This is a genomic window from Bacillus nitratireducens (assembly GCF_001884135.1).
Classification (GTDB): Bacteria; Bacillota; Bacilli; order Bacillales; family Bacillaceae_G; genus Bacillus_A; species Bacillus_A nitratireducens.
Genome location: NZ_MAOC01000081.1, coordinates 64,279 through 86,069 on the forward strand (window position 1 = coordinate 64,279; position 21,791 = coordinate 86,069).

22 protein-coding genes and 1 pseudogene are annotated in these 21,791 nt (G+C 35.7%); 13 read left to right on the top strand and 10 right to left on the bottom strand.

The window, feature by feature from the left end; all coding sequences use genetic code 11:
- Positions 1-50: 50 nt before the first annotated feature.
- From entC to BAU23_RS21675, 4 genes and pseudogenes are all read right to left on the bottom strand, one after another.
- Positions 51-1,461: pseudogene (gene entC / locus BAU23_RS21660) on the bottom strand (cell wall-binding protein EntC).
- Positions 1,462-2,024: 563 nt separating this feature from the next.
- Entirely contained in the window at positions 2,025-3,176 is a 1,152-nt protein-coding gene (locus BAU23_RS21665; protein WP_404841059.1) for an ABC transporter permease, read from the bottom strand.
- Between the two features lie 26 nt (positions 3,177-3,202).
- Positions 3,203-3,877 carry an ABC transporter ATP-binding protein gene (locus tag BAU23_RS21670; RefSeq protein ID WP_000609096.1) on the bottom strand — a complete coding sequence of 225 codons (675 nt, stop codon included), beginning with the start codon at positions 3,875-3,877 and terminating at the stop codon, positions 3,203-3,205.
- Positions 3,874-4,977: an efflux RND transporter periplasmic adaptor subunit gene (locus BAU23_RS21675; RefSeq protein ID WP_000728824.1), complete on the bottom strand. Its 1,104-nt coding sequence runs from the start codon at positions 4,975-4,977 to the stop codon at positions 3,874-3,876. The genes BAU23_RS21670 and BAU23_RS21675 overlap by 4 nt, the downstream gene beginning before the upstream one ends.
- A 211-nt stretch (positions 4,978-5,188) precedes the next feature.
- Between BAU23_RS21675 and BAU23_RS21680 the strand changes: the two genes are divergently transcribed.
- The 4 genes from BAU23_RS21680 (at position 5,189) to BAU23_RS21695 (ending at position 9,948) form a co-directional block, all read left to right on the top strand.
- Positions 5,189-5,923, top strand: a complete 735-nt coding sequence (locus BAU23_RS21680; protein ID WP_000388703.1) for a YwaF family protein — start codon at positions 5,189-5,191, stop codon at positions 5,921-5,923.
- A gap of 90 nt (positions 5,924-6,013) precedes the next feature.
- Positions 6,014-6,880 (top strand): ABC transporter permease subunit, encoded by an 867-nt coding sequence (locus BAU23_RS21685; RefSeq protein ID WP_000239669.1) that lies wholly within the window; start codon positions 6,014-6,016, stop codon positions 6,878-6,880.
- Between the two features lies 1 nt (position 6,881).
- Positions 6,882-7,886: an ABC transporter permease gene (locus BAU23_RS21690; RefSeq protein ID WP_071735136.1), complete on the top strand. Its 1,005-nt coding sequence runs from the start codon at positions 6,882-6,884 to the stop codon at positions 7,884-7,886.
- A gap of 139 nt (positions 7,887-8,025) precedes the next feature.
- Positions 8,026-9,948, top strand: a complete 1,923-nt coding sequence (locus BAU23_RS21695) for an FtsX-like permease family protein (RefSeq protein ID WP_071735137.1) — start codon at positions 8,026-8,028, stop codon at positions 9,946-9,948.
- A 38-nt stretch (positions 9,949-9,986) separates the two neighbouring features.
- On the opposite strand, the gene brnQ2 is transcribed toward BAU23_RS21695, so the two are convergent.
- The 4 genes from brnQ2 to BAU23_RS21715 all read right to left on the bottom strand — a co-directional run bounded on the left by brnQ2 (position 9,987) and on the right by BAU23_RS21715 (position 12,639).
- A complete protein-coding gene (gene brnQ2 / locus BAU23_RS21700; protein ID WP_001260916.1) occupies positions 9,987-11,303 on the bottom strand; it encodes a branched-chain amino acid transport system II carrier protein BrnQ2 in 1,317 nt (438 codons plus the stop codon).
- Positions 11,304-11,520: 217 nt separating this feature from the next.
- Positions 11,521-12,090: a spore coat protein CotJC gene (gene cotJC, locus BAU23_RS21705; RefSeq protein ID WP_071735138.1), complete on the bottom strand. Its 570-nt coding sequence runs from the start codon at positions 12,088-12,090 to the stop codon at positions 11,521-11,523.
- A 61-nt stretch (positions 12,091-12,151) separates the two neighbouring features.
- Positions 12,152-12,415, bottom strand: coding sequence for a spore coat protein CotJB (locus tag BAU23_RS21710; RefSeq protein ID WP_000194953.1), 264 nt, complete (start codon positions 12,413-12,415; stop codon positions 12,152-12,154).
- Positions 12,416-12,423: 8 nt separating this feature from the next.
- Positions 12,424-12,639, bottom strand: a complete 216-nt coding sequence (locus BAU23_RS21715) for a spore coat associated protein CotJA (RefSeq protein WP_001001831.1) — start codon at positions 12,637-12,639, stop codon at positions 12,424-12,426.
- 108 nt (positions 12,640-12,747) lie between these two features.
- Between BAU23_RS21715 and BAU23_RS21720 the strand changes: the two genes are divergently transcribed.
- The 5 genes from BAU23_RS21720 (at position 12,748) to BAU23_RS21740 (ending at position 15,143) form a co-directional block, all read left to right on the top strand.
- The gene (locus BAU23_RS21720) at positions 12,748-13,140 is read left to right on the top strand and encodes a VOC family protein (protein ID WP_000844162.1); all 393 of its coding nucleotides are present in this window, start codon (positions 12,748-12,750) and stop codon (positions 13,138-13,140) included.
- Positions 13,141-13,400: 260 nt separating this feature from the next.
- Positions 13,401-13,682, top strand: a complete 282-nt coding sequence (locus BAU23_RS21725; RefSeq protein WP_000733852.1) for a YkvA family protein — start codon at positions 13,401-13,403, stop codon at positions 13,680-13,682.
- Between the two features lie 11 nt (positions 13,683-13,693).
- Positions 13,694-14,299: a DedA family protein gene (locus tag BAU23_RS21730; RefSeq protein ID WP_000437064.1), complete on the top strand. Its 606-nt coding sequence runs from the start codon at positions 13,694-13,696 to the stop codon at positions 14,297-14,299.
- Positions 14,300-14,409: 110 nt separating this feature from the next.
- Entirely contained in the window at positions 14,410-14,778 is a 369-nt protein-coding gene (locus BAU23_RS21735) for a DUF3992 domain-containing protein (protein ID WP_001277544.1), read from the top strand.
- A gap of 20 nt (positions 14,779-14,798) precedes the next feature.
- The gene (locus BAU23_RS21740) at positions 14,799-15,143 is read left to right on the top strand and encodes a DUF3992 domain-containing protein (protein ID WP_000525801.1); all 345 of its coding nucleotides are present in this window, start codon (positions 14,799-14,801) and stop codon (positions 15,141-15,143) included.
- A 58-nt stretch (positions 15,144-15,201) separates the two neighbouring features.
- Here the strand turns inward: BAU23_RS21740 and BAU23_RS21745 are convergent, their stop codons facing one another.
- A complete protein-coding gene (locus BAU23_RS21745) occupies positions 15,202-15,585 on the bottom strand; it encodes an S-Ena type endospore appendage (protein WP_313956189.1) in 384 nt (127 codons plus the stop codon).
- Here BAU23_RS21745 and BAU23_RS30965 point away from each other — a divergent pair.
- From BAU23_RS30965 to BAU23_RS21755, 3 genes are all read left to right on the top strand, one after another.
- Positions 15,470-15,718 carry a hypothetical protein gene (locus BAU23_RS30965; protein WP_033656519.1) on the top strand — a complete coding sequence of 83 codons (249 nt, stop codon included), beginning with the start codon at positions 15,470-15,472 and terminating at the stop codon, positions 15,716-15,718. The two genes, BAU23_RS21745 and BAU23_RS30965, sit on opposite strands and share 116 nt — an antisense overlap.
- Positions 15,719-15,979: 261 nt before the next feature.
- Positions 15,980-18,442: a LamG-like jellyroll fold domain-containing protein gene (locus tag BAU23_RS21750; RefSeq protein ID WP_071735140.1), complete on the top strand. Its 2,463-nt coding sequence runs from the start codon at positions 15,980-15,982 to the stop codon at positions 18,440-18,442.
- Between the two features lie 80 nt (positions 18,443-18,522).
- Positions 18,523-18,726: a hypothetical protein gene (locus BAU23_RS21755; RefSeq protein ID WP_000391506.1), complete on the top strand. Its 204-nt coding sequence runs from the start codon at positions 18,523-18,525 to the stop codon at positions 18,724-18,726.
- 144 nt (positions 18,727-18,870) lie between these two features.
- On the opposite strand, the gene BAU23_RS21760 is transcribed toward BAU23_RS21755, so the two are convergent.
- The gene (locus BAU23_RS21760) at positions 18,871-20,274 is read right to left on the bottom strand and encodes a branched-chain amino acid transporter BcaP (RefSeq protein ID WP_071735141.1); all 1,404 of its coding nucleotides are present in this window, start codon (positions 20,272-20,274) and stop codon (positions 18,871-18,873) included.
- Between the two features lie 368 nt (positions 20,275-20,642).
- On the opposite strand from BAU23_RS21760, the gene BAU23_RS21765 reads away from it, so the two are divergent.
- Positions 20,643-21,770 (top strand): cation:proton antiporter, encoded by a 1,128-nt coding sequence (locus BAU23_RS21765; protein WP_000899801.1) that lies wholly within the window; start codon positions 20,643-20,645, stop codon positions 21,768-21,770.
- Positions 21,771-21,791: the final 21 nt, after the last annotated feature.

Below are 21,791 nucleotides of genomic sequence, written 5' to 3' on the forward strand. Positions count from 1 at the left end.
CATAAAAAAAGAGTTAGCCTCAATAATGAGACTAACTCTTTTTTAAATAATTAGTTTAAAATTTTCACTGTAACTGTTTTACGTCCCCAGTTACTTGATGTGCCTTTATCTGGCATTAAAACATCAATTTTATTTCCTTTAATAGCTCCACCAGTATCACCAGCGATTGCTACTCCGTAACCTTCAACCCATACTTTTGAACCTAATGGAATGACACTTGGATCAACTGCAATTAGTTTCATGTTTGGATTAGCTGTTAAGTTATGACCCATAGCTGATTTTACTTGGTCTCCTGCTTTGTAACCATTTTCAAGTGGATCCGCTGTGTAAGCTGTTGCTTGAACTCTTAATTCACGAGAAGAAGATGGTGCACTTGTTTCAGTTTCTTTTGCAACAGGTTGTTGTGTAGCTGGTTTTTGAGCTTTAGCCGCTTCACGAGCTTTAGCTGCCTCTTGAGCTTTAGCTGCTTCACGAGCTTCAGCTGCCTCTTGAGCTTTAGCTGCTTCACGAGCTTCAGCCGCTGCCTGAGCTTCAGCTGCTTCACGAGCTTTAGCTGCCTCTTGAGCTTTAGCTGCTGCTTGAGCTTCAGCCGCTTCTTGAGCTTTAGCTGCTTCACGAGCTTTAGCCACTTCTTGAGCTTTAGCTGCTGCTTGAGCCTCAGCCGCTTCTTGAGCTTTAGCTGCATCTTTAGCTTTAGCTACTTCCTCGGCTTTAGTTGCTGCTTGAGCTTCAGCTGCCTCTTGAGCTTTAACTGCTTCACGAGCTTTAGCTGCTTCCTGAGCTTTAGTTTTTGCTTGAGCTTCAGCTGCCTCCTGAGCTTTAACTGCTTCACGAACTTTAGCAGTATCTTGAACGTTAGTTACTTTTTCAGCTTTAACTACTGGCTGAACTTTAACTGGCGCTTTCCCTGTTAAGTAAGGAACGTGTACATAAGCTGTTTGGCCGTTATATTCAAATTGAATCCAATCATTTTGTACTTGGTGTGTTGTTTCGATTACATCATCTTTTTTCAATTTACCAAGAATCGCTGAATCTGTATTTGCTCCAGCACGTACGTTTAATACGTTTGCTGTTACGTAGTAAGAATCTTTAGTGTAGTCAGCGCTTATGAAAGCTTCTTTACCACTATTTAATTTAACTTTTGACCATCCGTTTTCTGTATGTAAAACGTTAACTTTATATCCATCTAATAACTTTCCGACAACTTTTGATTCAGTAGTTGGGTTTTCTCGTACATTTAGTACATCAGTTGTTACAATCGTTTCTGCTTTAGCAGATGTTGTGAAAATCCCAAGACCAAAAACCGCTGCTGTTGCTATACCCATAAATTTTTTCATAATAGCCTCCATTGCATTTGTTTTTCGTTGACCTCATTATATCAACCATTATTTTCTTATTTGCGGAAAACACAAAACTACAAAGCATTCGTAATGAGGCGTTAATATTCTGTAATAATTCCATTAATATCCTGATAACGTTTTCTTTGCGGTTTTTGGGGGGTTATAACATATGATTCATAAAATCAACACTATTTTAATTACTAATAGATTAATAATATATCAGTGGTATTACTTAAATGTTTCTGTAATGTTACGAAAAAGGGGTATTTAACTATTTGAATCGTAATGTAGTTATGAAAATATAATCTTATTGTGTGTGAAGTCGTATATATAGGGGGGATTTTAATGAAATAGAGATATAATTGTTACAAAATAAGTTGTAGTATGGAAAAAATTACGCCTTGAATTTGTGTTATTACATAGTATTTTTGCAATAATAGGATTGCAGGATAGTTGTAATGTGAAATGGAAGCTGCAAGGATAAAAAGGTAATCGCAACATGAAACATATATAATAGAAGAAACATGATTTAAAGGGACGATATTGTTATGAATTTGTTCGTGAATTGCTTCAGAGTTATATAGTAGAAGTTAGAGACGCAGATTTTTAATAAAACAGCGATAAAATTGAATTTGCCTTCAATAAAATAAAAAACGTAGGAGTGTAAACTCCTACGTTTTTTATTTACTCATATCGTAAACATTCAATTGGATCAAGTTTTGCAGCTTTGTTAGCAGGTAGTAGACCGAATATAATACCGATTAACATTGAGATACCTACCGCAAGAAGTCCAAGTTCTTTTGAGACAACGAGTGGCCATCCGGCAAATATTGAGACAATCCAAGCGAAGAAGATACCGAGCATGAATCCGATGAAACCACCGAGCCCTGTTAAAATACAAGATTCAATTAAGAATTGTGTTAATACTTTACCGCGCGTTGCACCAAGTGCTTTACGAATACCAATCTCACGTGTACGCTCTGTTACAGATACAAGCATGATGTTCATTACACCGATACCACCAACAAGTAAGGAGATAGCGGCAATACCACCGAATACCATTTTCATCATACCGATGGATTCGTCTAATTGCTTCGTAAATTCACCTAAGTCTTGTGCTTCGAATTTGTGCTCAAATTTAGGAGCTTTCATTTCGTTTAAAACAGAAACGGCTTGTTTTTCTACACTTTTACGTTCTGTTGGAGAGGTCATTGTTAATCTTACAGAGTCATACTCATTTACTCCTGAAATGACAGGCGCGTTTTCCAGTGATGTGTAACCTTCAGGCATAGCCATTCCAAATTCGTTTTTCGTTTCGTATACACCGACTATTTTATACGGCTTTCCTTTTATATCTGTGTATTGATTTGATTCCCAACCACTAAATAATTTGTTGAAAGCTTCTTCATTTAATATAACAGCAGGGATTGCCTGGTTTAATTCGCTGTCGTTTAATTCACGACCGTGAACTAATTTTATTTTCGAATCTGTCATAAAGGCGCCTGTTCCACCTTTTAAATCAAGAGAGACATCTTTTGAACCAGCAGATGCTTTTACTTTCATACTTACATCTGGATAAACATCTTTAACGCCTGGCACAGTTTGAAGACGGTTTAGCATATCAGGTGTGATTTTGGCACTATCTGTTCCATAATCAGGATTGTTGTAGTAAATCGTTATTTCATTATCTTTTCCTTGGCCTAACTCTTCTTTAAACTTTGCGTTTGTACCATCACCCATTGAAATGATAGTAATAATAGCACTAATACCAATAATAATTCCTAGCATCGTTAATATAGAACGCATTTTATGGGCAAAGATAGAGGAAAGGGCCATGCGTATATTTTCACTCGTGTTCAAAATTAACCTCTCCAATCTTGGACGATATTTCCGTCACGAATTACAATTTGACGTGCTGCCGCTTCCCCGATTTCACGATCGTGGGTAATCATAATGATTGTTGAGCCTTGTTTGTTTAGTTCGTAAAAGAGGTCCATAATTTGTGTACTCGTTTTCGTATCAAGTGCACCCGTCGGTTCATCTGCTAAGAGAAATTTCGGGTTATTTACGATTGCACGTGCGACTGCGACACGCTGCTTTTGTCCACCTGACAATTCATTTGGTAAGTGAGTAGCACGATCAGCTAAACCTACTTTTGTTAAAGCTGCTAGTGAACGTTCACGTCGCTCTTTTTTATCAACACCTGCATAAATAAGAGGTAATTCAACATTTTGCATTGCTGTAAGTCTTGGTAGTAACATAAAGTTTTGGAATATGAATCCGATCTCTTTATTACGAACGTGTGCAAGTTCTGTCTCAGACATGTTTGAAATATTTTGACCAGCTAGTTCATACGCACCTGTTGTTGGTTTATCTAAGCAACCGATAATGTTCATTAATGTTGATTTACCAGAACCAGAGGGTCCCATAATAGAAGTGAATTCTCCCTGGTTCAGTGTTACGTCAATGCCGTGTAATATTTGAACGGATTCTGCACCATTTTGGAAAGATTTCGTGATGCCTTTTAAGTTAATCATTCAACGACAACCTCCATACCATCTTTTAAGTCTTTTTCAGGTTTAGAGATAATTTGCTCTCCTTTTTTCACTCCAGAAACTTTCGCTTCGCTATCTGTTTCAAATTCAACAGTAACCGCTTGTTCTTTCGCTTTACCGTCTTTTATAACGAAGACAACATTTTTGTCACCTTTTTTCACGATGCTACTTTTCGGAATAATTGTACCAGTTGCTTCACCAGATTTACTTGTCACGTATACGTGGAAGCCGTTTTGTAATTCTTCACTATTGTCTAATGTGACAGTGAATTGGTAATTAGAAACTGTTTTGTTTTCGTCCATACTCTTTAATGGTGTAGAACCGATTTCTGTTACTTTTCCTGTCCAAGTCTTACCAGCGACCGTTTTTGACGAAACAGTTACTTCTTGCCCAACTTTCATACTAGCAAGCTCATATTCAGAGAGTTGACCTTTTACTTTAAATGGACCAGCGTGACGAAGTGTAATGCCGCTCATACCTGTTTTTTCATCAGCAGTTTTTACGATATCATCAATTACACCATCAGTAGGGCTCGTTACAGAAAGGGTGTTTACCTTTTCTTTTGCTACTTTAATCATTTCATCAGCTTTTTCAACTTCAAATTTCTTCATTTCAAGTTGTGATTCTAATTGCCCAACTTCAATTTCTGATGCTTTTAATGCTTCAGCGGGAAGGCCTGCATTTTTATCTTTTTGTAATTTTTGTTTCGCTGCATCAATTTGTTTTTGGAACAATGTTACTTCTTTTTGTGCGATTTTCTTTTGCATTTCTGCTTCCGTTACACCTTGTTTAGCAGTAGGGTCATTGTATTTAAACAGAAGCTGACCTTTTTTCACTTCATCACCTTTTTTAACAGCTAATTCATACGTGCCTTTTGTTGGATCGAATGAAATTGTTTCAATACCGCTTGGAATAACTTCGCCGCCAAATTTTTGTGCATTTTCAATTTGTTTTTCTGTAACTTTATAACCGCTATATGCCATTGCTACTTCTGAACCACCGCCAGCAAATGCAAAATATGATCCAGCTGCAATTCCGATTGCTACTACACTAGTAATTAACACTTTATTTTTCTTCTTCATCTATTTATCACCTTTTCGTTCGTTTTAGTATCTACATTAAGTATAAAAGAGGTGAAGAATCTGACAAATCGTTTTAGCTTACAATAACCTTACAGTTTTGTAAGGTATGAATATCTAAATGTAAGGTAGAGGTTGTCCTAGTTTAAGCAAATGAATTGACTCGTTGCTTCTTTCTAACAATAATATTGTATGAAGGAGAGGAGGAAGGAAGATGGAAGCTTATTTTAGTGCTCATCCATTAAAACCATTTATTCCGTACTCGAGGCAACATGTCATTATATTATTTATTATGTTGGTGGGGATATTTTTTCTATATCAATACCAAGATTTATTGCGTCAAAGTGAGTGGAATATAACGGTTCGATATGCGATTGCATTTCTATTTATAGGAAGTGAGATTGGACTTCATATGTGGGAATGGAAAGCTGGGATTTTTGAGCTAGGCACTTCATTACCATTTGAGTTATGTACGATTAGTTTATTGTTAGCATCGATTATGATTGTAACGAAAAGCTATCGAATATATGAGATTGTGTTTTTTACAGGAATTATCGGTGCATCGCAAGCCATTTTAACGCCGAACGTGCAATATGCTTTTCCGCATTTTCGCTTTATAGAATTCTTTATCGCACATATATTGCTCATTTGGGCACCACTCTTTATGACATGGGTGGAAGGATATCGTCCGACATTACAATCTATTAAGCGTACGATGATATTTTTAAATATATTGATTCCAATTGTTTCGTTTGTGAATTACAAAACAGGCGGTAATTATATGTTTTTAGCTCGTAAGCCAGAAACTGCTTCATTACTCGATATGTTAGGACCGCATCCTTACTATATCATTTCATTAGAAATAGCTGCGCTTACGGGATGTTTTATTTTGTATATGCCGTTTGTGAAAAGAGAAGGGCATGCGCATAAAGAATCACTAGGATCATAACCTAGTGATTTTTTATTTTATAAATATTTACAATTCAGAAAATTAAGAATAAAATTAGGAGGTAAATTATATAAAGAGAGAAGGGAAAACGTGGTCAAAAAAGTTTTTCTGAATGGGATGGAAGTGACGATTCAATTTATTATTTCGATTTTGGGTATTATTTTTTTAGGGGCACTGCCGAAATTATTTTATGGATTTGAGCTGAATGTATCAGCGTACATAAAGAGTCTAAAAGAAGTATTTGCGAAATTAATGGATATTTCCAATATGCAATATGCAAGTGATAAATTTTTATTTCCACAGTTGTTTGTTCATTATAAAGAAACAATGGTTATTTTCTTGTCTGCATTTTGCATTTCATTATTGGTAGCATTTTGTATCGTTTATATGATTATGAGTAGTTCACCGCGTATACAACATCGCATTAAATCGTTTCTCATTTTTCTAGAATCCATTCCAGACATTCTTCTTATTTTGGGATCACAAATTTTAGTTATATGGTTTTTTAAACAGACAGGTTTTTTACCCTTTCAAATTGCGTCAATCGGAGGCGAGTCTATTAGAGGATTGCCAATATTTTGTTTGAGTATACCGACTACGATTCTGTTTGTAAAACTGTTAGTGCTTCGTTTTGAAAATGAGCTAGAAAAAGAGTATGTACTATTTGCTAAGGCGAAAGGGTTGGGGCGTTTTCACATTTTAAATCGTCATATTTTACGAAATGTGTTGCTTAGTACACTGTTCTTTGCGAAAACGAATATTTTTTTTATGTTATCTAATTTATATATTATAGAATGGATTTTTAATACGAGAGGTATTTTTATGTTTTTGAAATCATATCCGGATATTAGGGTTGAGGTTTTCATCGTTAGTGTGCTGCTTATTTATATTCCGATTTTTATTTTGTTTAAATTGTTTCATTATCTCATTCCAGCTGCGATGAAGGAGAGACTATAATATGTGGACGTATATAAAACGCGATAAAAGATTTTGGATAAGCATTGGGTTTCTTCTCATATTAGTTCTTTTGAGCATCGGAAATACGATATGGAATGATGGACATATTAGACAAGTTACATTGCAATATGATGCGGATGAAAATCCACAAGTGCCACCGTTTTCACCTTCATTACAATTTTTACTCGGGACAGACCGGAAAGGATACGACCTGTTACATTTAGTCATTGAAGGTGCGAAGTGGACGATTGGTATATCTATTTTAATTGCGGCATTTAGAATGGTGATAGGTGTGTTTTTTGGTGTTGTGCTTGGAACATATGTAAAAAGAGGGTTTTCAAAAATCGAGGCTTTTTTTGATAGTTTTACAGTCATTCCAACAGTTATGATTGCGTATTTCTTGCTTCGCTCTGTGAATACCTTTGGAAATGGAGAGGAAACAACAACTTTTTTTGAAAGAGCTTCGTTTCAAGTTGTATTACTTGTAATGCTTGCGATGCCGGTTATTGCACTGTATGTTGCGAAGGAAGTTCGTAAATTACAAACGGAAGAATTTATTGATGCCGCGCGCATATTAGGTGGATCGAGAAGACATATTGTTATAAAGCATCTTTTTCCGCATCTCTATATGACGTTTATACTCGTATTTCTTCAACAGTTTACGCAGACTCTTACCATTTTACTGCACTTAGGGCTACTGGAAGTATTCTTTGGCGGAACTGTTAAGTTTTTCGGACCGGTAGAAGAAGTAGACTCTTACACGCTTGAATGGTCAGGTTTAATTGGAGTATACTTTAGATCCTTAACGGTGCATCCGTGGATTCCTCTTGTCCCAATTACATTTTTCGGGCTTACTATTTTTTCAGGAAATATGATTGTGAAAAGTATAGAAGAAGCGATGACAAAAGTTCGATTAGGGGGAGAGATAAAGAAGACGGATGTAGAAGAAGAACAACCTGCTGTGCAGTCAAAAGAAGAGTTATTTACTTTTAAACATACGATGTGAAGGGCCTAGGAAACTAGGTTCTTTTATTTTGTTATATTACAATATTGTAAGAGAGATGTAATGAAAATCGATAGGGGAGAAATACAAATTCGTATACACTGCATGTATAGAGAAATACGAGAGTAGGTGAAGGTATACGATGGATTTTTTAGAAGTATCAAAACGTAGTATAAAGCGAAATGTGAAAGATTATTTTCTATACTTTATTTCATTAGTAGGCAGCATTATTATTTATTTTACATTCGTATCGATTAAACGGAATGAAAGTGTAGTGGCTCTTTTAAAAGAATCAGATAAGGTGGAAACGACATTTACGTTTGCACAAATTTTGTTGATTATCTTTTTAACGATTTTTATTTTTTATTGTAATAGCTTCTTTTTGCGAAAGAAGAAAAAAGAAATTGCGTTATACAGTTTATTAGGCATTCGTAAAGAGGAAATTGCTAAGTTACTCTTTTATGAAACATTACTAGTTGGTGCTGCGGCAAGTGTATTAGGTATTATTTCTGGTCTATTTATAGCGAATATGTGTGCAGGGCTTCTTGTGAAATTAATGGGAAGTGCGTTTACTTTTACATTTACGATTTCATTTTTATCTATAGTAGAAGTCCTTATAACGATAGGTACGATTTTCTTTATTGCATCATGGAAAAGTAAAAAGTTAATTTATGAGCAGCGTTTAGTTGAATTACTATATGGTGAAAATCAGAAAGAAGAGGCACCTACGTATTCAAGTAAGAAGGCAAAACGAGCGATTGTTTTATTAATTACAGGTTATATCATTGCGTTACTCACACAAGTTTTTGGATTGGGAGCAATCTTTATTACAGGTCTACTTATTTTTGGGTGTATTGTAAAAGGTACGTTTTTACTATTTGAGCAGTATACAGTGAAATCACTCCATAAAATAAAGGGAGATAAAACGAAATATTGGAATGGAACGAACATTTTATCGATTTCTTCATTGTTCTTCAGAATAAAAGGAAACGTAAAGATGCTGGCGCTATTATCTTTATTAAGTGCAGTGACACTATGTACAATTGGAATTAGTTCTAGTATGTATTATGGAGCGCAGAAAACGGCGACATTAATGAATCCAGTTAGTTATGAGTATGTAACAACTGGAAAGGAATTAGATAAGAAAGTTAGAGAAGAAATTCAAAAACACGAGTTAGGAATCAAAAATGAAACGTCTGTAGCTATGCTCTCTATGCAAGGAAAGATAGAGGGAGAACAAATATTAACAGGATATTTAATAGGTAATGGTAACGTACAAGTTATAAAAGAGTCAGATTTTAATAAATCTGCTTCTATGTTAGGTAATAAACAAGTCATTCTAGGTTCTGAAAGGGAAGTTGTTTTATTAGATCCGTATAAATCATATAACATAGAAAAGAATTCGCTTGAAGGAAACGACGTATCCTTTGAAGGGATGAAGAATGGTATAACAATCGCTGATCATCGTGAGGAAACAATTGTGAGTGCGAAACTTGCACCAGTTGGACTTGTTGTTCAAGATTCGTTATTTAATAAGTTGCAGCAAGGACATGCTGTTTCAACAGTTAGCGGATTTATCGTTGAAGGTAATGGGAGTGCAGAGCTAACGAAAGAGTTAGGGAGTATCCTATCTAAGGAAGCAAAATTCCAATCCTTTGAAGAGGCGAGCCAATCTGAATTGCAAGATGGTGCAGTATTATTATTTGCAAGTATATTTTTAGGGATTGTCTTTATTCTTGCTACTGGATGTATTTTATACTTTAAACAAATAACAGAAGCTATGGCAGAGCGACCGGCATACGGCATGTTAAAGAAAATTGGATTAACGAAAAGGGAAGCAACAGAGTCTGTAAGAAAACAAGTAGGAGCGATTTTTGTAGTACCATTACTGCTTGCGATTTGTCATACATTCTTTGCATTTTTAAGTTTGATGGGCTTTACAGGAATGTTCGAATATAGTCTTCCGTTACTAGGTAGTATAGGAGTGTATATCATCATTTACTTTAGTTACTATATGTTAACGGTTCGATCGTACACAAATACTGTATTCAGCGATAGAAAATAAAAAAGAAGCGAGCAATTTTTCATGCTCGCTTCTTTTCGTTATTTCGTAGAAACTTCACCTTCAGTTTCTGTTTGCGGAATAAAGTATCCGACTATACCACCAATTATTGCTGGAACAATCCAGCCAATACCTAATTCATAAAAAGGAATTGCGTGTACGATATTAGCGATAAAACTTGGTATCATTCCCACATTATCAAGTGCATGAATACAGCTAATAAGGAAGGCCGCAATCATTGCTCCGATATAGACAGAAGGTTTACGTTTCGTATATTTATCAATAAAGGATACGAAAATTAAAATGATTGTAATTGGATATAAAATAATTAATACGGGTAATGTAATTTTGATTAATAAACTTAAACCTAAGTTTGAAATAACGAAACTAAAAATACAAACGTATAGTACAAGCTTCTTGTATGAAACATTTGTTAATACTGTTGTGAAATAGTTAGCGAATGCACTTACAACACCAATTGCTGTCGTTAAACAAGCGGCTATAATTGCGATACTTAATAAAACATTACCGCTTGTCCCAAAGAATTGGTACATAACAGTAGCTAATAGTTGACCACCGTTTTCGAATTGCCCTAAGTTCCCGTTTGAAGCGCCGATATAGCCGAGTAAGAAGTAAACAATTGTTAGGAACAGGGCCGCAATGCTTCCGCAAATAATTGTATATTTCGCAATGGATTTCTTATCTTGTATACCGTTTTGACGAATTGCATTTACAACAATCGTTGATAATACGAGTGCTCCGATTGCATCTAAAGTTAAAAATCCTTCAAGAAATCCTTTGAAAAATGGAATTTCTTTATAGTCACCGATAGGTTCTGCAAATGATCCTGGTGAAAGAATCGCTTTTGTCGCCATAATTGCAATAATTCCAAGTAAAATTGGCGTTAATATTTTACCGATATGATCTACTAATTTGGATGGATTTAATGATAAGAAGTAGACGACTGTAAAGAAAATCGCACTAAAGATTAACATAGAGTACCATTGATCTGGGAAAAGTGGTGCGATTCCAATTTCATAAGATACAGATCCAGTTCGTGGAATAACAAATAGTGGGCCGATTGAAAGATAAATAATGATGGCGAATATTGCTGCGAATTTTGGATGAACACGGCTCGCTAAAGTATTAAAGCTACCACCAGCAAGGGCAACAGCGACGATAGCTAGTAAAGATAAACCGACGTCTGTAATAATAAATCCTGTAATGGAAACCCACATATTCTCTCCGGAAGAAAGACCGAGAAGGGGCGGGAAAATCATATTACCAGCACCGAAGAAAACTGCGAATAGTAGTAAACTAATCGAAAGTATTTGCGCTGGTTTTAAAGTTGTACGCATATAAAGAAAATCCTCCTAATGAGTGTTTTTGTCGAAAATTCAAATAATTTGTCGAGTAACTGTTATTATTTTAAAGGTCTGATGACTAGAAAGCAAGAGGGAATTTTATAAATATTAAAAAATAATGCATTAAATTGAATAAATATACTATTTATATGTTAATTAGGAAGGATTTAACTTTAAATATAAAAAAACACATATCGTTACGATATGTGTGTTAAAAGAAAATCTTTTTATCACGTTCTTCTTTTAAAATTTCAACCGCTTCTCGGAAACGTTGTGAATGGACAATTTCTCGTTCACGTAAAAAGCGCAAGCTGTCGTTTATGTCGGGGTCGTCAGATAAATCAATTAGCCATTGATAAGTTGCTCGTGCTTTCTCTTCAGCGGCAATATCTTCATATAAATCTGCGATAGGGTCTCCTTTTGCTTGAATATAAGTAGCAGTAAAAGGAACGCCACCTGAATTATGATAAAACAAAGCGCTATCGTGATTAGCGTACTGCGCATCCAATCCGGAAGCTTTCATTTGTTCAGGTGTTGCATCTTTCGTTAATTTATAAATCATCGTAGCAATCATTTCTAAATGGGCGAACTCTTCTGTACCGATATCGGTTAGTAAGCCAACGACTTTGTCAGGAATTGTATAACGCTGATTTAAGTAACGGAGGGCGGCAGCTAGTTCACCGTCCGCACCGCCATATTGTTCAACTAATAATTTGGCGAGTGCTGGATTACAAGTACTCACTTTAACTGGATATTGTAATTTTTTTTCATAAATCCACATAGTTTCTCTCCTTTATCCTGCTATTTGCTGCCAGTAAACTCCACTTAATTAAAGTTTCATTTTATATTTGCCATGGCCACGGTCCTTGGCTCCATTGCCATGGAGCGTTAGAATAACTATTTCCGAACTGCTGAAGTGGCCCGTATTTTTCTTCAATTTTTTGTTGTAATACTCTTCGTTTATAGGAGAAATCGTTGAATTGATTTATAGCTGCAGTATCGTCGGGGTGCGTATCTAAATAGAGGGTAAGTTCAACTAATACAAAGTCTAGTTCTTGTAGTTCTTCAATCCATTTGTAATATTCATCAGGCAATGTTTGTGTCACGTTTTTATTCACCGTCCTTTTTTGTGAGGATTTTCATAAAAATCATAAAAAGCAGGCCATAAAGTCCCTTTTCTTAAAGCTTCTTTTGGTGGGAATTGGGGTAAGTTAGGTGGTTGGAAGCCCATAAATAGGTGTGGGGGAGTTGAGTAATATTTCTTTCCAATTGGAGGGCAAGGATCGTTTGGGCCATGGAAAGGTATGTAGGATTTCATAAATTCATTCATGTTACACGCCTCCTTTATAAATGAAATATTCATCACTATGTATTGTATTCGTACATAATTGCAAATTATGACTCATATAGAAAACTAAAAGGGGCAGGGGGAGTGCGGATGAAGAGTGTTACAACATGTATTGTCTTAGAATCCAAAAACTTAAAGGAAACATTATATTTTTATGAAGGAATTCTAGGGGTTAAACCGAGCAAGGAGAGGCCACAAATACGTGTAACAGGTGTGTGGTATGATATCGGTTCAACGAGAATTTGTTTTGTTGTAAACAGGGGACTGGGAGAGCATAGAGAGACTGTTATATCATCAGTGAAAGAACTATTGTTAAAAACTACAAATGTCGAGCGGTTAAAGAAAAAGTTAGCGTTTTATCAAATATCATTTGTAGAAAAGCGCTGCGGTGAAGAAATTAGAATAATATTTCATGATCCAGATGGTTATACACTCCAATTTATTTCAATAGAGAACATGGAAAAAGAGCCTTTTACAATGTAATAATCTGAATGGTGAATGAAAAAAATATTGACAAGCTTAGGCAAATATTTTAATGTGATTGTATAAAATTGTGTATATAAAGGGGAGTAACTTATTACAGTAAAGTCGTCATTACAGGGAGAAACCCTCGGCTTTATTGGCAACGTTTCGTTGTTAGTGAGACCTTTACCAGCAATGGTAAAGGCCCCTTCTTGTCTTTTTTAGGACCCTTACCATATTTGGTAGGGTCCTTTTTGTATACAAAGAGAGGAGAAATAAAAATGAAAAAACTTATTAGTAGATTAAGAGTTGTATTTCATGTCCGTCGTTTTGTTCCATTTCTATTTGACTTTTTTACTTCAAAAGAGGTTTCAATAAAGAAGAAAATTTTATCTGTTGCTTTTTTAGTTGGGTATGTTGCGATGCCGCTTGATTTAATTCCAGACTTCCTGCCGTTTATCGGTATTTTAGATGATATTGGAATTGTGTTGTTCATTTTGAATCGAATTGTAAAAATGGCGCCAGTACAATTACAAGAAAAGCATAACGTAAACGTAGGATAGGAGTTGAAAATATGGAGCAAATGATTTTAGATATAATCGAGTTTTTAAAGCAGTTTTCTTATTTTGGAGTTGTGTTAGCATTAACGTTTGAATTTATTCCAGCAGAAGTAGTTTTGCCCATGGTTGGGTATTGGGTATATGAGGGAGATATGAATTTTTGGCTAGCTGTATTAGCTGGAACGCTAGGCGGAACGACAGGACCTTTAACGCTATATGCGCTCGGGTATTACGGTGGTCGTCCTCTATTAATAAAATACGGGAAATACTTCTTTATTAAAGAAGAACAAATTCAAAAAGCAGATGATTTCTTTGAAAAATATGGACCGGTTGTAGCATTTGTTGGACGCTTTGTGCCAGGAGTTCGAACGCTTATTTCTGTTCCATGTGGTATGGCGAAAATGAATATATGGAAATTTAGCATATATACATTTGTAGCAATGTTCCCATTAACGACTTTGTATATTTATTTTGGAATGAAATTAGGTCCGCATTGGGAAAAAGCAGCGGGTGTTGTTGGACAATATATGCTACCGATATTAGCAGTCGTTCTTATTATCGTAGGTGGTATTTTAATCTATAAATTTATGAAAAAAAGAAACAAAACTGAATCTATCTAGTTATTAGCACTGAAGTTTGAATATTTTTTGAAAGTAGATGAATAGTACAGGCAAAAGACTTTAAAGGACATACACATATAGGGAATATAAAAGAGAGAGGGGAAACAACTATGTCTTGTGAGTGCTCAGGGTCAGCATTAACTTGTTGTCCAGATAAAAATTATGTACAAGATAAAGTGTGTAGTCCGTGGTCTGCTACTGTAGTTGCAACAGCAATTGATAATGTTCTTTATACAAATAATATTAGCCAAAATGTAGTTGGTACTGGTTTTGTTAAATATGATGTTGGTCCAGGTCCAATTACTGTAGAAGCGCTTGATTCTGCTGGGGCTACAATTGATACACAAACATTAAACCCAGGAACGAGTATTGCTTTCACGTATCGCCGCTTTGATAGTATACAAGTTGTGTTACCTGCAACACCTGCTGGAACGTATCAGGGAGAATTTTGTATTACAACACGTTATCCACTTTCATAGCAGAATAGGAGAGGATCAAAATGGGAATGAGAAGTTCCGGTTTGTCTTGTTGTTCTAATAAAACACTTGTGCAAGATCAAGTATGTACAGACTGGTCTATTACAGGTGCTGGTACTCAAATTGTATATACGAATAATATTACACAAGAAGTATATGGTTCAGGTTACGTGAAATATGATGTAGGGGCGGCTCCGATTACAGTTGATTTTTTAGTAGGTGCTACAGTAGTTGATACAATTACTGTACAACCACAAAGTAGTGGTACTTTCACTGTACGATATTTTACGACTGTCCGAATTACTACGACAGGAACAACTATTAATCAAGGCGAGTTTTGTATTACAGTACGTTATCCAATTTCATAAAAAAGCATACCGTAAATGGTATGCTTTTTTTAATTGAGAAAGTAATGAAATTGGTATTCTATAAGCAACATGTAAATTGGCAACAGTACTTGCCTTCTAAATATAGTGAAGGATTACTTTGTATATTAATAATACTGACAGATTGTAAGTCTTTTCCTGTGTAAGATATCGTATTGCCAGGAAACACAGTGAAAATATTGGTTACTGCTCCAACGATTTGAATTGTAATTGCTTCTGTGCTGCTAGTACTATTGTAAACCGAGACAGTACCTGATATAAGTAGTATCCCATCACTTTGCCACAGTATCATTGATTGTGATGCATCTTTGGCAGAAGGGATGGTGTTATTAGTTATGAGGAAATTTCCTGCAAATTCATTTGTTACTCGCTCGCAATTTGGATTTGGAGGAGGGGGCGGTGGACAAGGGTCTGGACAAATAATAGATAAAGGAGCGAAACAGCCAATATTTTTTTTGTTCTTCAATACAACCCCTCCTTTTAAGTTGTCTTTTACTATTATTAAATGTAGAAGCATGGCCGATGTGTTAAAAAAAGAAGGAAATGTTAAAAATTAAGATTGTCTAATAGGCTTAAACCTTTACGTATCATTAGTGTTATAGAAAAGATTATATGTGAATAGTCATAGGAAAAGAATGATCAGACTCTTTTAGACAAAAGGTGGTTGTATACAATAGTACAAGGAATGTTGGACTTAACTTTTAATTAACTGTATATTTACAAAAATCTAATAAAGTTCATTTGTTATTTAAACGACATTAATATGTTTTAGATAAAATAGCCCTTGTAATGAATCAATTATTATGAGGAGGATTCACGTGGAAAGAACTGCTTTACGAAAAGTAAAAGGTCTTATTGGATTATTAATGGTGTTTGTATTGGCATTTGTATCATTACCGTGGAGTACGTCGGTTAAAGCGGAAGAGAAAAAGCAAGAAAAGGCACCAAGTGAGAAGAAAATCGTTTTCCCAGTGGTAAGTGATGTGCATATTAAGGATAGTGGAACAGATGATACATTTCGCTGGAAACGAGCGATTGAGCAATTCAATACGCTTGCACCAAAGCAAGATGCTTTTGTTATTGTAGGTGATTTTACTGATTCGGGTTCAGTAAAGCAATATGATCGTTTCATGCAAGTGTATAATGAGAATGCAAATAAAGATGCGGTACGAATGAATTCTCTAGGTAATCATGATTATTGGAATAACTTGCCTGTAGGGGATGCACAGAAGCGTTTCTTAGAAAAAACAGGAATGGAATCTATTTATTATCATAATGTAGTGAAAGGGTATCACTTCCTTGTTATGTCACCAGAGGATGGAACAACGCATGGCTATTATTCGGACAAGCAAATTAATTGGTTAAAAGAAGAAATGGCAAAGGCACAAAAGGATGATCCGGAAAAACCAATTTTTGTGTTTTTACATCAACATATTAAAGATACAGTGTATGGTAGCCAAGAATGGGGAACGAAAGATAGTGCGAAAATTAATGCGGTATTAAAAGAATATCCACAAGTCATTACGTTTTCAGGTCATTCGCATTATCCGTTAGATGATCCAAGATCGATTCATCAAAAAGACTTTACATCCGTTGGTACATCTTCTGTAAGTTATATGGAAGTTGAAGGTGGTAAAGTACAAGGAAATATCCCGTCAGGAGCTAGCACGTTAAGCCAAGGGTTATTAGTAGAAGTGGATGATAAAGAAGTAACAATTAATCGCCGTGATTTCCATACGAATTCTTGGACAGGCGAGCCATGGAAAATTCAGTTACCATCAAAGAAAGAAACATTTACGCATGTAGAAGATCGCGATAAAGAAAATCCTTACTTTGCAAAAGATGCGAAGTTATCGGTATCAAATGTAACAGAAAATGCAGCAACAGTAACATTCCAGCAAGCATTGGACAACCTTCTTGTTCATTCTTATCGTGTACAAGCTAGAGATAAGCAAACTGGAGAAATAAAGAATAAATTGTTAGCATTCTCAGAGTTTTATCGTGATCCAGTTCCAAAAGAACTTACATTTACACTTGCAGGATTAGATGGTGGGAAAGCATATACACTTGAGGTATTTGCGATTGATTCGTTTGGAAATGAGAGCGTGCAGCCATTAACTGCAGAAATCACAACGAAAAAAGATAACATCGATCCGAATGTAAAGGTGCCAAAGGCAGACGTTTTTGATGTGAATTTCTTAGATGGTACATTTAAAGATAACTCACCGTTTGGAACAAAAGGTGATGTGAAAGGGAATGTATCTATTGAATATGATAAAGCGTTGAAAACAAATGTAATGAAATTAAATGGAAAAGCAAATACATTTGGGTATCTTCCGTTTTCAGCAGCACAAAAAGAAAAAGTAGCAAATTCATTTACGTTAGAAACTGTATTTTCAATGAATGAAATTCGCGGACAAGGTATTTTGCAAAATACAGAGAGCGGTGGAATTGGTTTTGAGTCTACAGGAAGTGGATATGTAGAATTATGGGCTCATATTGGCGGAAGCTATAAACGTGTGGGTGTTCAATTAGAAGCAAACAAAACGTATCATTTAACAGGAACATATAACGGCAGTGAAGTAGCAATTTATGTAGATGGTAAAAAAGTAAATAGTCAGCCAGCTCAAGGGAAAGTATATCACCCGAACGTACCATTCGCACTTGGTGCAGATCCTGATAGCAACGGAAATGGCGGTATTCCGTTAAATGGACAAATTACACTCGCAAAATTATATAGTAAAGCATTAAGTTCTTCAGAAGTAGTAGCGGCATATAATGAGTTTTCTACTCGTACAAAATTAGAGCAAGTAAATGCGCTATATGAAGAGAGTGGAAAAGTAAAAGAAGTGTTAGCTGGTACTTATGAATTTGGTGAAAAGCCAGGTCAGTATTCACAAGCAGCTTTTAACGAATTACAAAGAAGCTATGACAATGCAAAGAAAGTGTTTGAGAATATAGTAAGTACAGGAGAACAAATTGTTCAAACGTATAATGAATTAAAAACAGCAAACCAAACATTTGTACAATCAAAAGTAGCAGAAGAACAGCCAAAAACACCGAAAGAAAAATTACAAGTGAATATTGAATCTGCAAAAGCTTTAGTAAAGAAAGCACAAGATGGAAATGTAACAGACGGTTCTGTTAAATCATTAAGTCAAAAAATCACAGTTGCAGAAGCTGTGTTACAAGATAAAAATGTAAAAGATGAGTATGTAGAATCAATGAATCGTACGTTAGAGCACGCTATTTCACTCGTTGAAAAAAGTATCAATAAGTAAGGTATAAGAAAAAGAAGCTTATCATGATAGGCTTCTTTTTTGTTATACTAAAAGTAGTATAGAAAAAGGGAGCGAATAATTTGGAAGAGAAAAAGCTAAAAAGAATTCTTGAATATGTATGGATCGCCGTTGTGCTCCTTGTAGGATATTATTTATTAAAAGATAAAAGTATATGGATTCTATTTCTAATGACATTTTTATTAGCGGGATTAGGAACGTTATTTATTAACTTTTTCTTTGATAGTGTAAACGCGTGGAGAAAGAAAAAGAAAGAGACGAAGTAAGGGAAAATAAAGTGAAGCTTTAATCAGTGGGAGTCTTACTGCCCGGCAAATAGCGGGATAAGTATACAAAAGTTGATCGGTATATTTTTTGTTTTACAATCGTTAATGAAAATAGCTCGCCTTTATGATAGGCGAGCTATTTTTTTATGCTTCTTTTTTCTCATCATTTGTTTTTTCATTAGCTAAATGACTATGTTTTCTAGAGTAGAAGAAGTAGACGCATAAACCGACTATAAGCCAAACTGCAAAGCTGATCCATGTTGTTTTGGAGAGATTCATCATTAAATATAAACAACAAAGAATAGCGACAATTGGTAATGCAGGTACGAGAGGTGTACGAAAGCCTCGTTTTAAATCAGGATGAGTTTTACGTAAAATAAGTACAGCAAAGCAAACGAAGGTGAAGGCTGTTAACGTACCGATGTTTACTAAATTAGCTAGTAAATGTAAGTCTAAAAGTCCTGCTAATAAAGCTGCAAATACTCCAGTAATCCATGTGTTTAATAAAGGGATTTTTACTTTTTTATTTACGCGTGATAACGCTTTCGGGAGTAAGCCGTCTCGGCTCATCGCATAAGAAACACGAACTTGTCCATACATAACGACTAAAAGAACGGTTGTCATTCCTGTCATCGCACCAACTGCAAGTAGCCCCGCAATTGTATCTTCACCAACGAAATGTAGTGCAAATGCAACTGGATCAGAAACGTCTAATTGCGTATAAGGAACCATGCCTGTTAAAACGAAAGATACGATCATGTATAAAACTGTACAAATAAGAAGGGAACCGATAATGCCAATTGGTAAATCACGCTGCGGTTTTTTCGTTTCTTCTGCCGCGGTTGCGATTGCATCAAAACCTAAAAAGGCGAAGAAGACAGTGGCAGCTCCGGTAATAATACCGTCGTACCCGAATGGAATGAACGGTGTCCAATTTTCAGGCTTTACATATTTTGCACCCGCTACGATAAAGGCGATAATAACTGCTAATTTTATAAGGACCATAATATTATTAATGCGTGCGCTTTCGCGTATACCAAAACTTAAAAGCCCAGTAATGAGAAGTAAAATACAAACAGCTGGTAAATCAATGAGACCACCTTTTCCTGTACCAGGGGCCGAGGCTATTATGGCGGGCAGATGGATGTTAAATCCTTGTAGTAAAGATTGTAAATAACCAGACCAACCGACAGCTACTGCTGCGACGGCAAGTAAATATTCGAGCATTAAACACCAACCAACGATAAAGGCGACAACTTCTCCGACTGTCATATATGCGTAAGTATACACACTTCCTGAGACAGGAATAGAAGAAGCAAATTCGGCATAACAAAAGGCTACACAAGCACAAGTAAATGCAGCAATAAGGAATGATAACATAATACCAGGACCAGAATGTTTCGCTGCGACAATACCTGTTAATACAAAGATCCCTGTCCCAATTACGGCGCCAATTCCTAAAAATGTTAAATCGAGTGCGGTTAATGTTCTATCTAACTGCCGTGGTGATTCAGTACTAAGCGCTTTTTTTCGTAATAATGACTTCACTTTGGACTCTCCCCCCGTTTTTTCATTTCCATAACTGCGAATATATTATGAGCCCACTAGAAAAGAGTATGTAAGTGAATGGAGGTACAGTTATGGTATGTAGTTATTTAAAAATTCTGGGTTAATCTTAATATAATTCAGAATATTTTGTCAAATAAAAAATATGACAAATAAAATGCGAATGAATAGGGGAAACTACTTGCAGAAATAGACGAAGGTTAACAGAGTGACAAAACCACTCTTAAAAGTTTCACTTTATCCCGCATTAACTGCCCGTAAATGCCCGATTAGTGCGGGCTAATAATCAGTGGGGATGGGAAAATTCCCCACTGATTAAAGTTTCACTTTATAAAGTAGGAGAAGATGCTATGTTATTTTATTTTGAACTTGTTGTCATTTTACTTTGTACGAAATTAGCTGGTGATATTAGCGTGCGACTCGGCCAGCCTTCTGTACTTGGTAAATTAATTGTTGGTATTATTATCGGTCCAGCTTTACTTGGTATTATTAATAGTTCAGAACTTATTGATGAACTTAGCGAGATTGGTGTTTTGCTACTTATGTTTATGGCGGGGCTTGAAACAGATTTAGAAGAGTTAAATCGGAATTTAAAATCTGCATTCGCAGTAGCGATGGGAGGAATTATTTTCCCATTCCTTGGTGGGTATTTAGCAGGACTTGCGTTTGGAATGTTACAGTCGCATGCAATCTTTTTAGGATTATTACTTTGTGCCACTTCGGTTAGTATTTCTGTTCAAACACTAAGAGATTTAGGGAAAATGAATACGAGAGAAAGTACGACGATTTTAGGGGCTGCTGTATTTGATGATGTAATTGTCGTTATTTTATTAGCATTTGTGATGAGTTTTTTAGGTACACAAGATGTAAATGTAACGCTTGTCATTGCAAAGAAAATTATCTTTTTTGTAAGTATCGTTTTCATTTCTTGGAAAGTTGTTCCATGGATTATGAAAATGCTCGTACCACTTCGCGTAACAGAAGCGTTAATTAGTGCAGCTCTTATTATTTGTTTCTCTTTTTCGTATTACAGTGAAATGATGGGAATCGCAGGTATTATTGGAGCATTTGCAGCCGGAATTGCCATTTCTCAAACAGAGTATAAGCACGAAGTAGAACATAAAATTGAACCGATTGCTTATGCGATATTTGTACCGGTGTTCTTCGTAAGTATTGGAATGGAAATTACATTTCAAGGCATTGGAAGCCAGCTTTGGTTCATTATCATCATGACGCTTATTGCGATATTCACAAAGTTAATCGGATCAGGCTTAGGAGCAAGACTGACAGGGTTCAACCTTCAATCTTCTATTAGTATCGGTGCGGGAATGGTTTCGCGCGGAGAAGTCGCGCTTATCATCGCGGCGAATGGGCTTGCGGCGAATTTATTAGCGAAAGAAAATTTCACAGCGATTGTTATTGTTGTTATATTGACGACGATTATTACGCCGCCGCTTTTGAAGAAGTATTTTGTATAGAAGAAAAGAGCTTATCTGATG

Coding starts and splice junctions, on each gene's coding strand:
- BAU23_RS21740 (WP_000525801.1), top strand. CDS start 14,799: ATGGGAATGAGAAGTTCCGGTTTGTCTTGTTGTTCTAATAAAACACTT.
- BAU23_RS21735 (WP_001277544.1), top strand. CDS start 14,410: ATGTCTTGTGAGTGCTCAGGGTCAGCATTAACTTGTTGTCCAGATAAA.
- BAU23_RS21675 (WP_000728824.1), bottom strand. CDS start 4,977: ATGAAGAAGAAAAATAAAGTGTTAATTACTAGTGTAGTAGCAATCGGA.
- BAU23_RS21690 (WP_071735136.1), top strand. CDS start 6,882: ATGTGGACGTATATAAAACGCGATAAAAGATTTTGGATAAGCATTGGG.
- BAU23_RS21680 (WP_000388703.1), top strand. CDS start 5,189: ATGGAAGCTTATTTTAGTGCTCATCCATTAAAACCATTTATTCCGTAC.
- BAU23_RS21665 (WP_404841059.1), bottom strand. CDS start 3,176: ATGGCCCTTTCCTCTATCTTTGCCCATAAAATGCGTTCTATATTAACG.
- BAU23_RS21715 (WP_001001831.1), bottom strand. CDS start 12,639: ATGAATGAATTTATGAAATCCTACATACCTTTCCATGGCCCAAACGAT.
- BAU23_RS21720 (WP_000844162.1), top strand. CDS start 12,748: ATGAAGAGTGTTACAACATGTATTGTCTTAGAATCCAAAAACTTAAAG.
- cotJC (WP_071735138.1), bottom strand. CDS start 12,090: ATGTGGATTTATGAAAAAAAATTACAATATCCAGTTAAAGTGAGTACT.
- brnQ2 (WP_001260916.1), bottom strand. CDS start 11,303: ATGCGTACAACTTTAAAACCAGCGCAAATACTTTCGATTAGTTTACTA.
- BAU23_RS21765 (WP_000899801.1), top strand. CDS start 20,643: ATGTTATTTTATTTTGAACTTGTTGTCATTTTACTTTGTACGAAATTA.
- BAU23_RS21695 (WP_071735137.1), top strand. CDS start 8,026: ATGGATTTTTTAGAAGTATCAAAACGTAGTATAAAGCGAAATGTGAAA.
- BAU23_RS21670 (WP_000609096.1), bottom strand. CDS start 3,877: ATGATTAACTTAAAAGGCATCACGAAATCTTTCCAAAATGGTGCAGAA.
- BAU23_RS21725 (WP_000733852.1), top strand. CDS start 13,401: ATGAAAAAACTTATTAGTAGATTAAGAGTTGTATTTCATGTCCGTCGT.
- BAU23_RS21730 (WP_000437064.1), top strand. CDS start 13,694: ATGGAGCAAATGATTTTAGATATAATCGAGTTTTTAAAGCAGTTTTCT.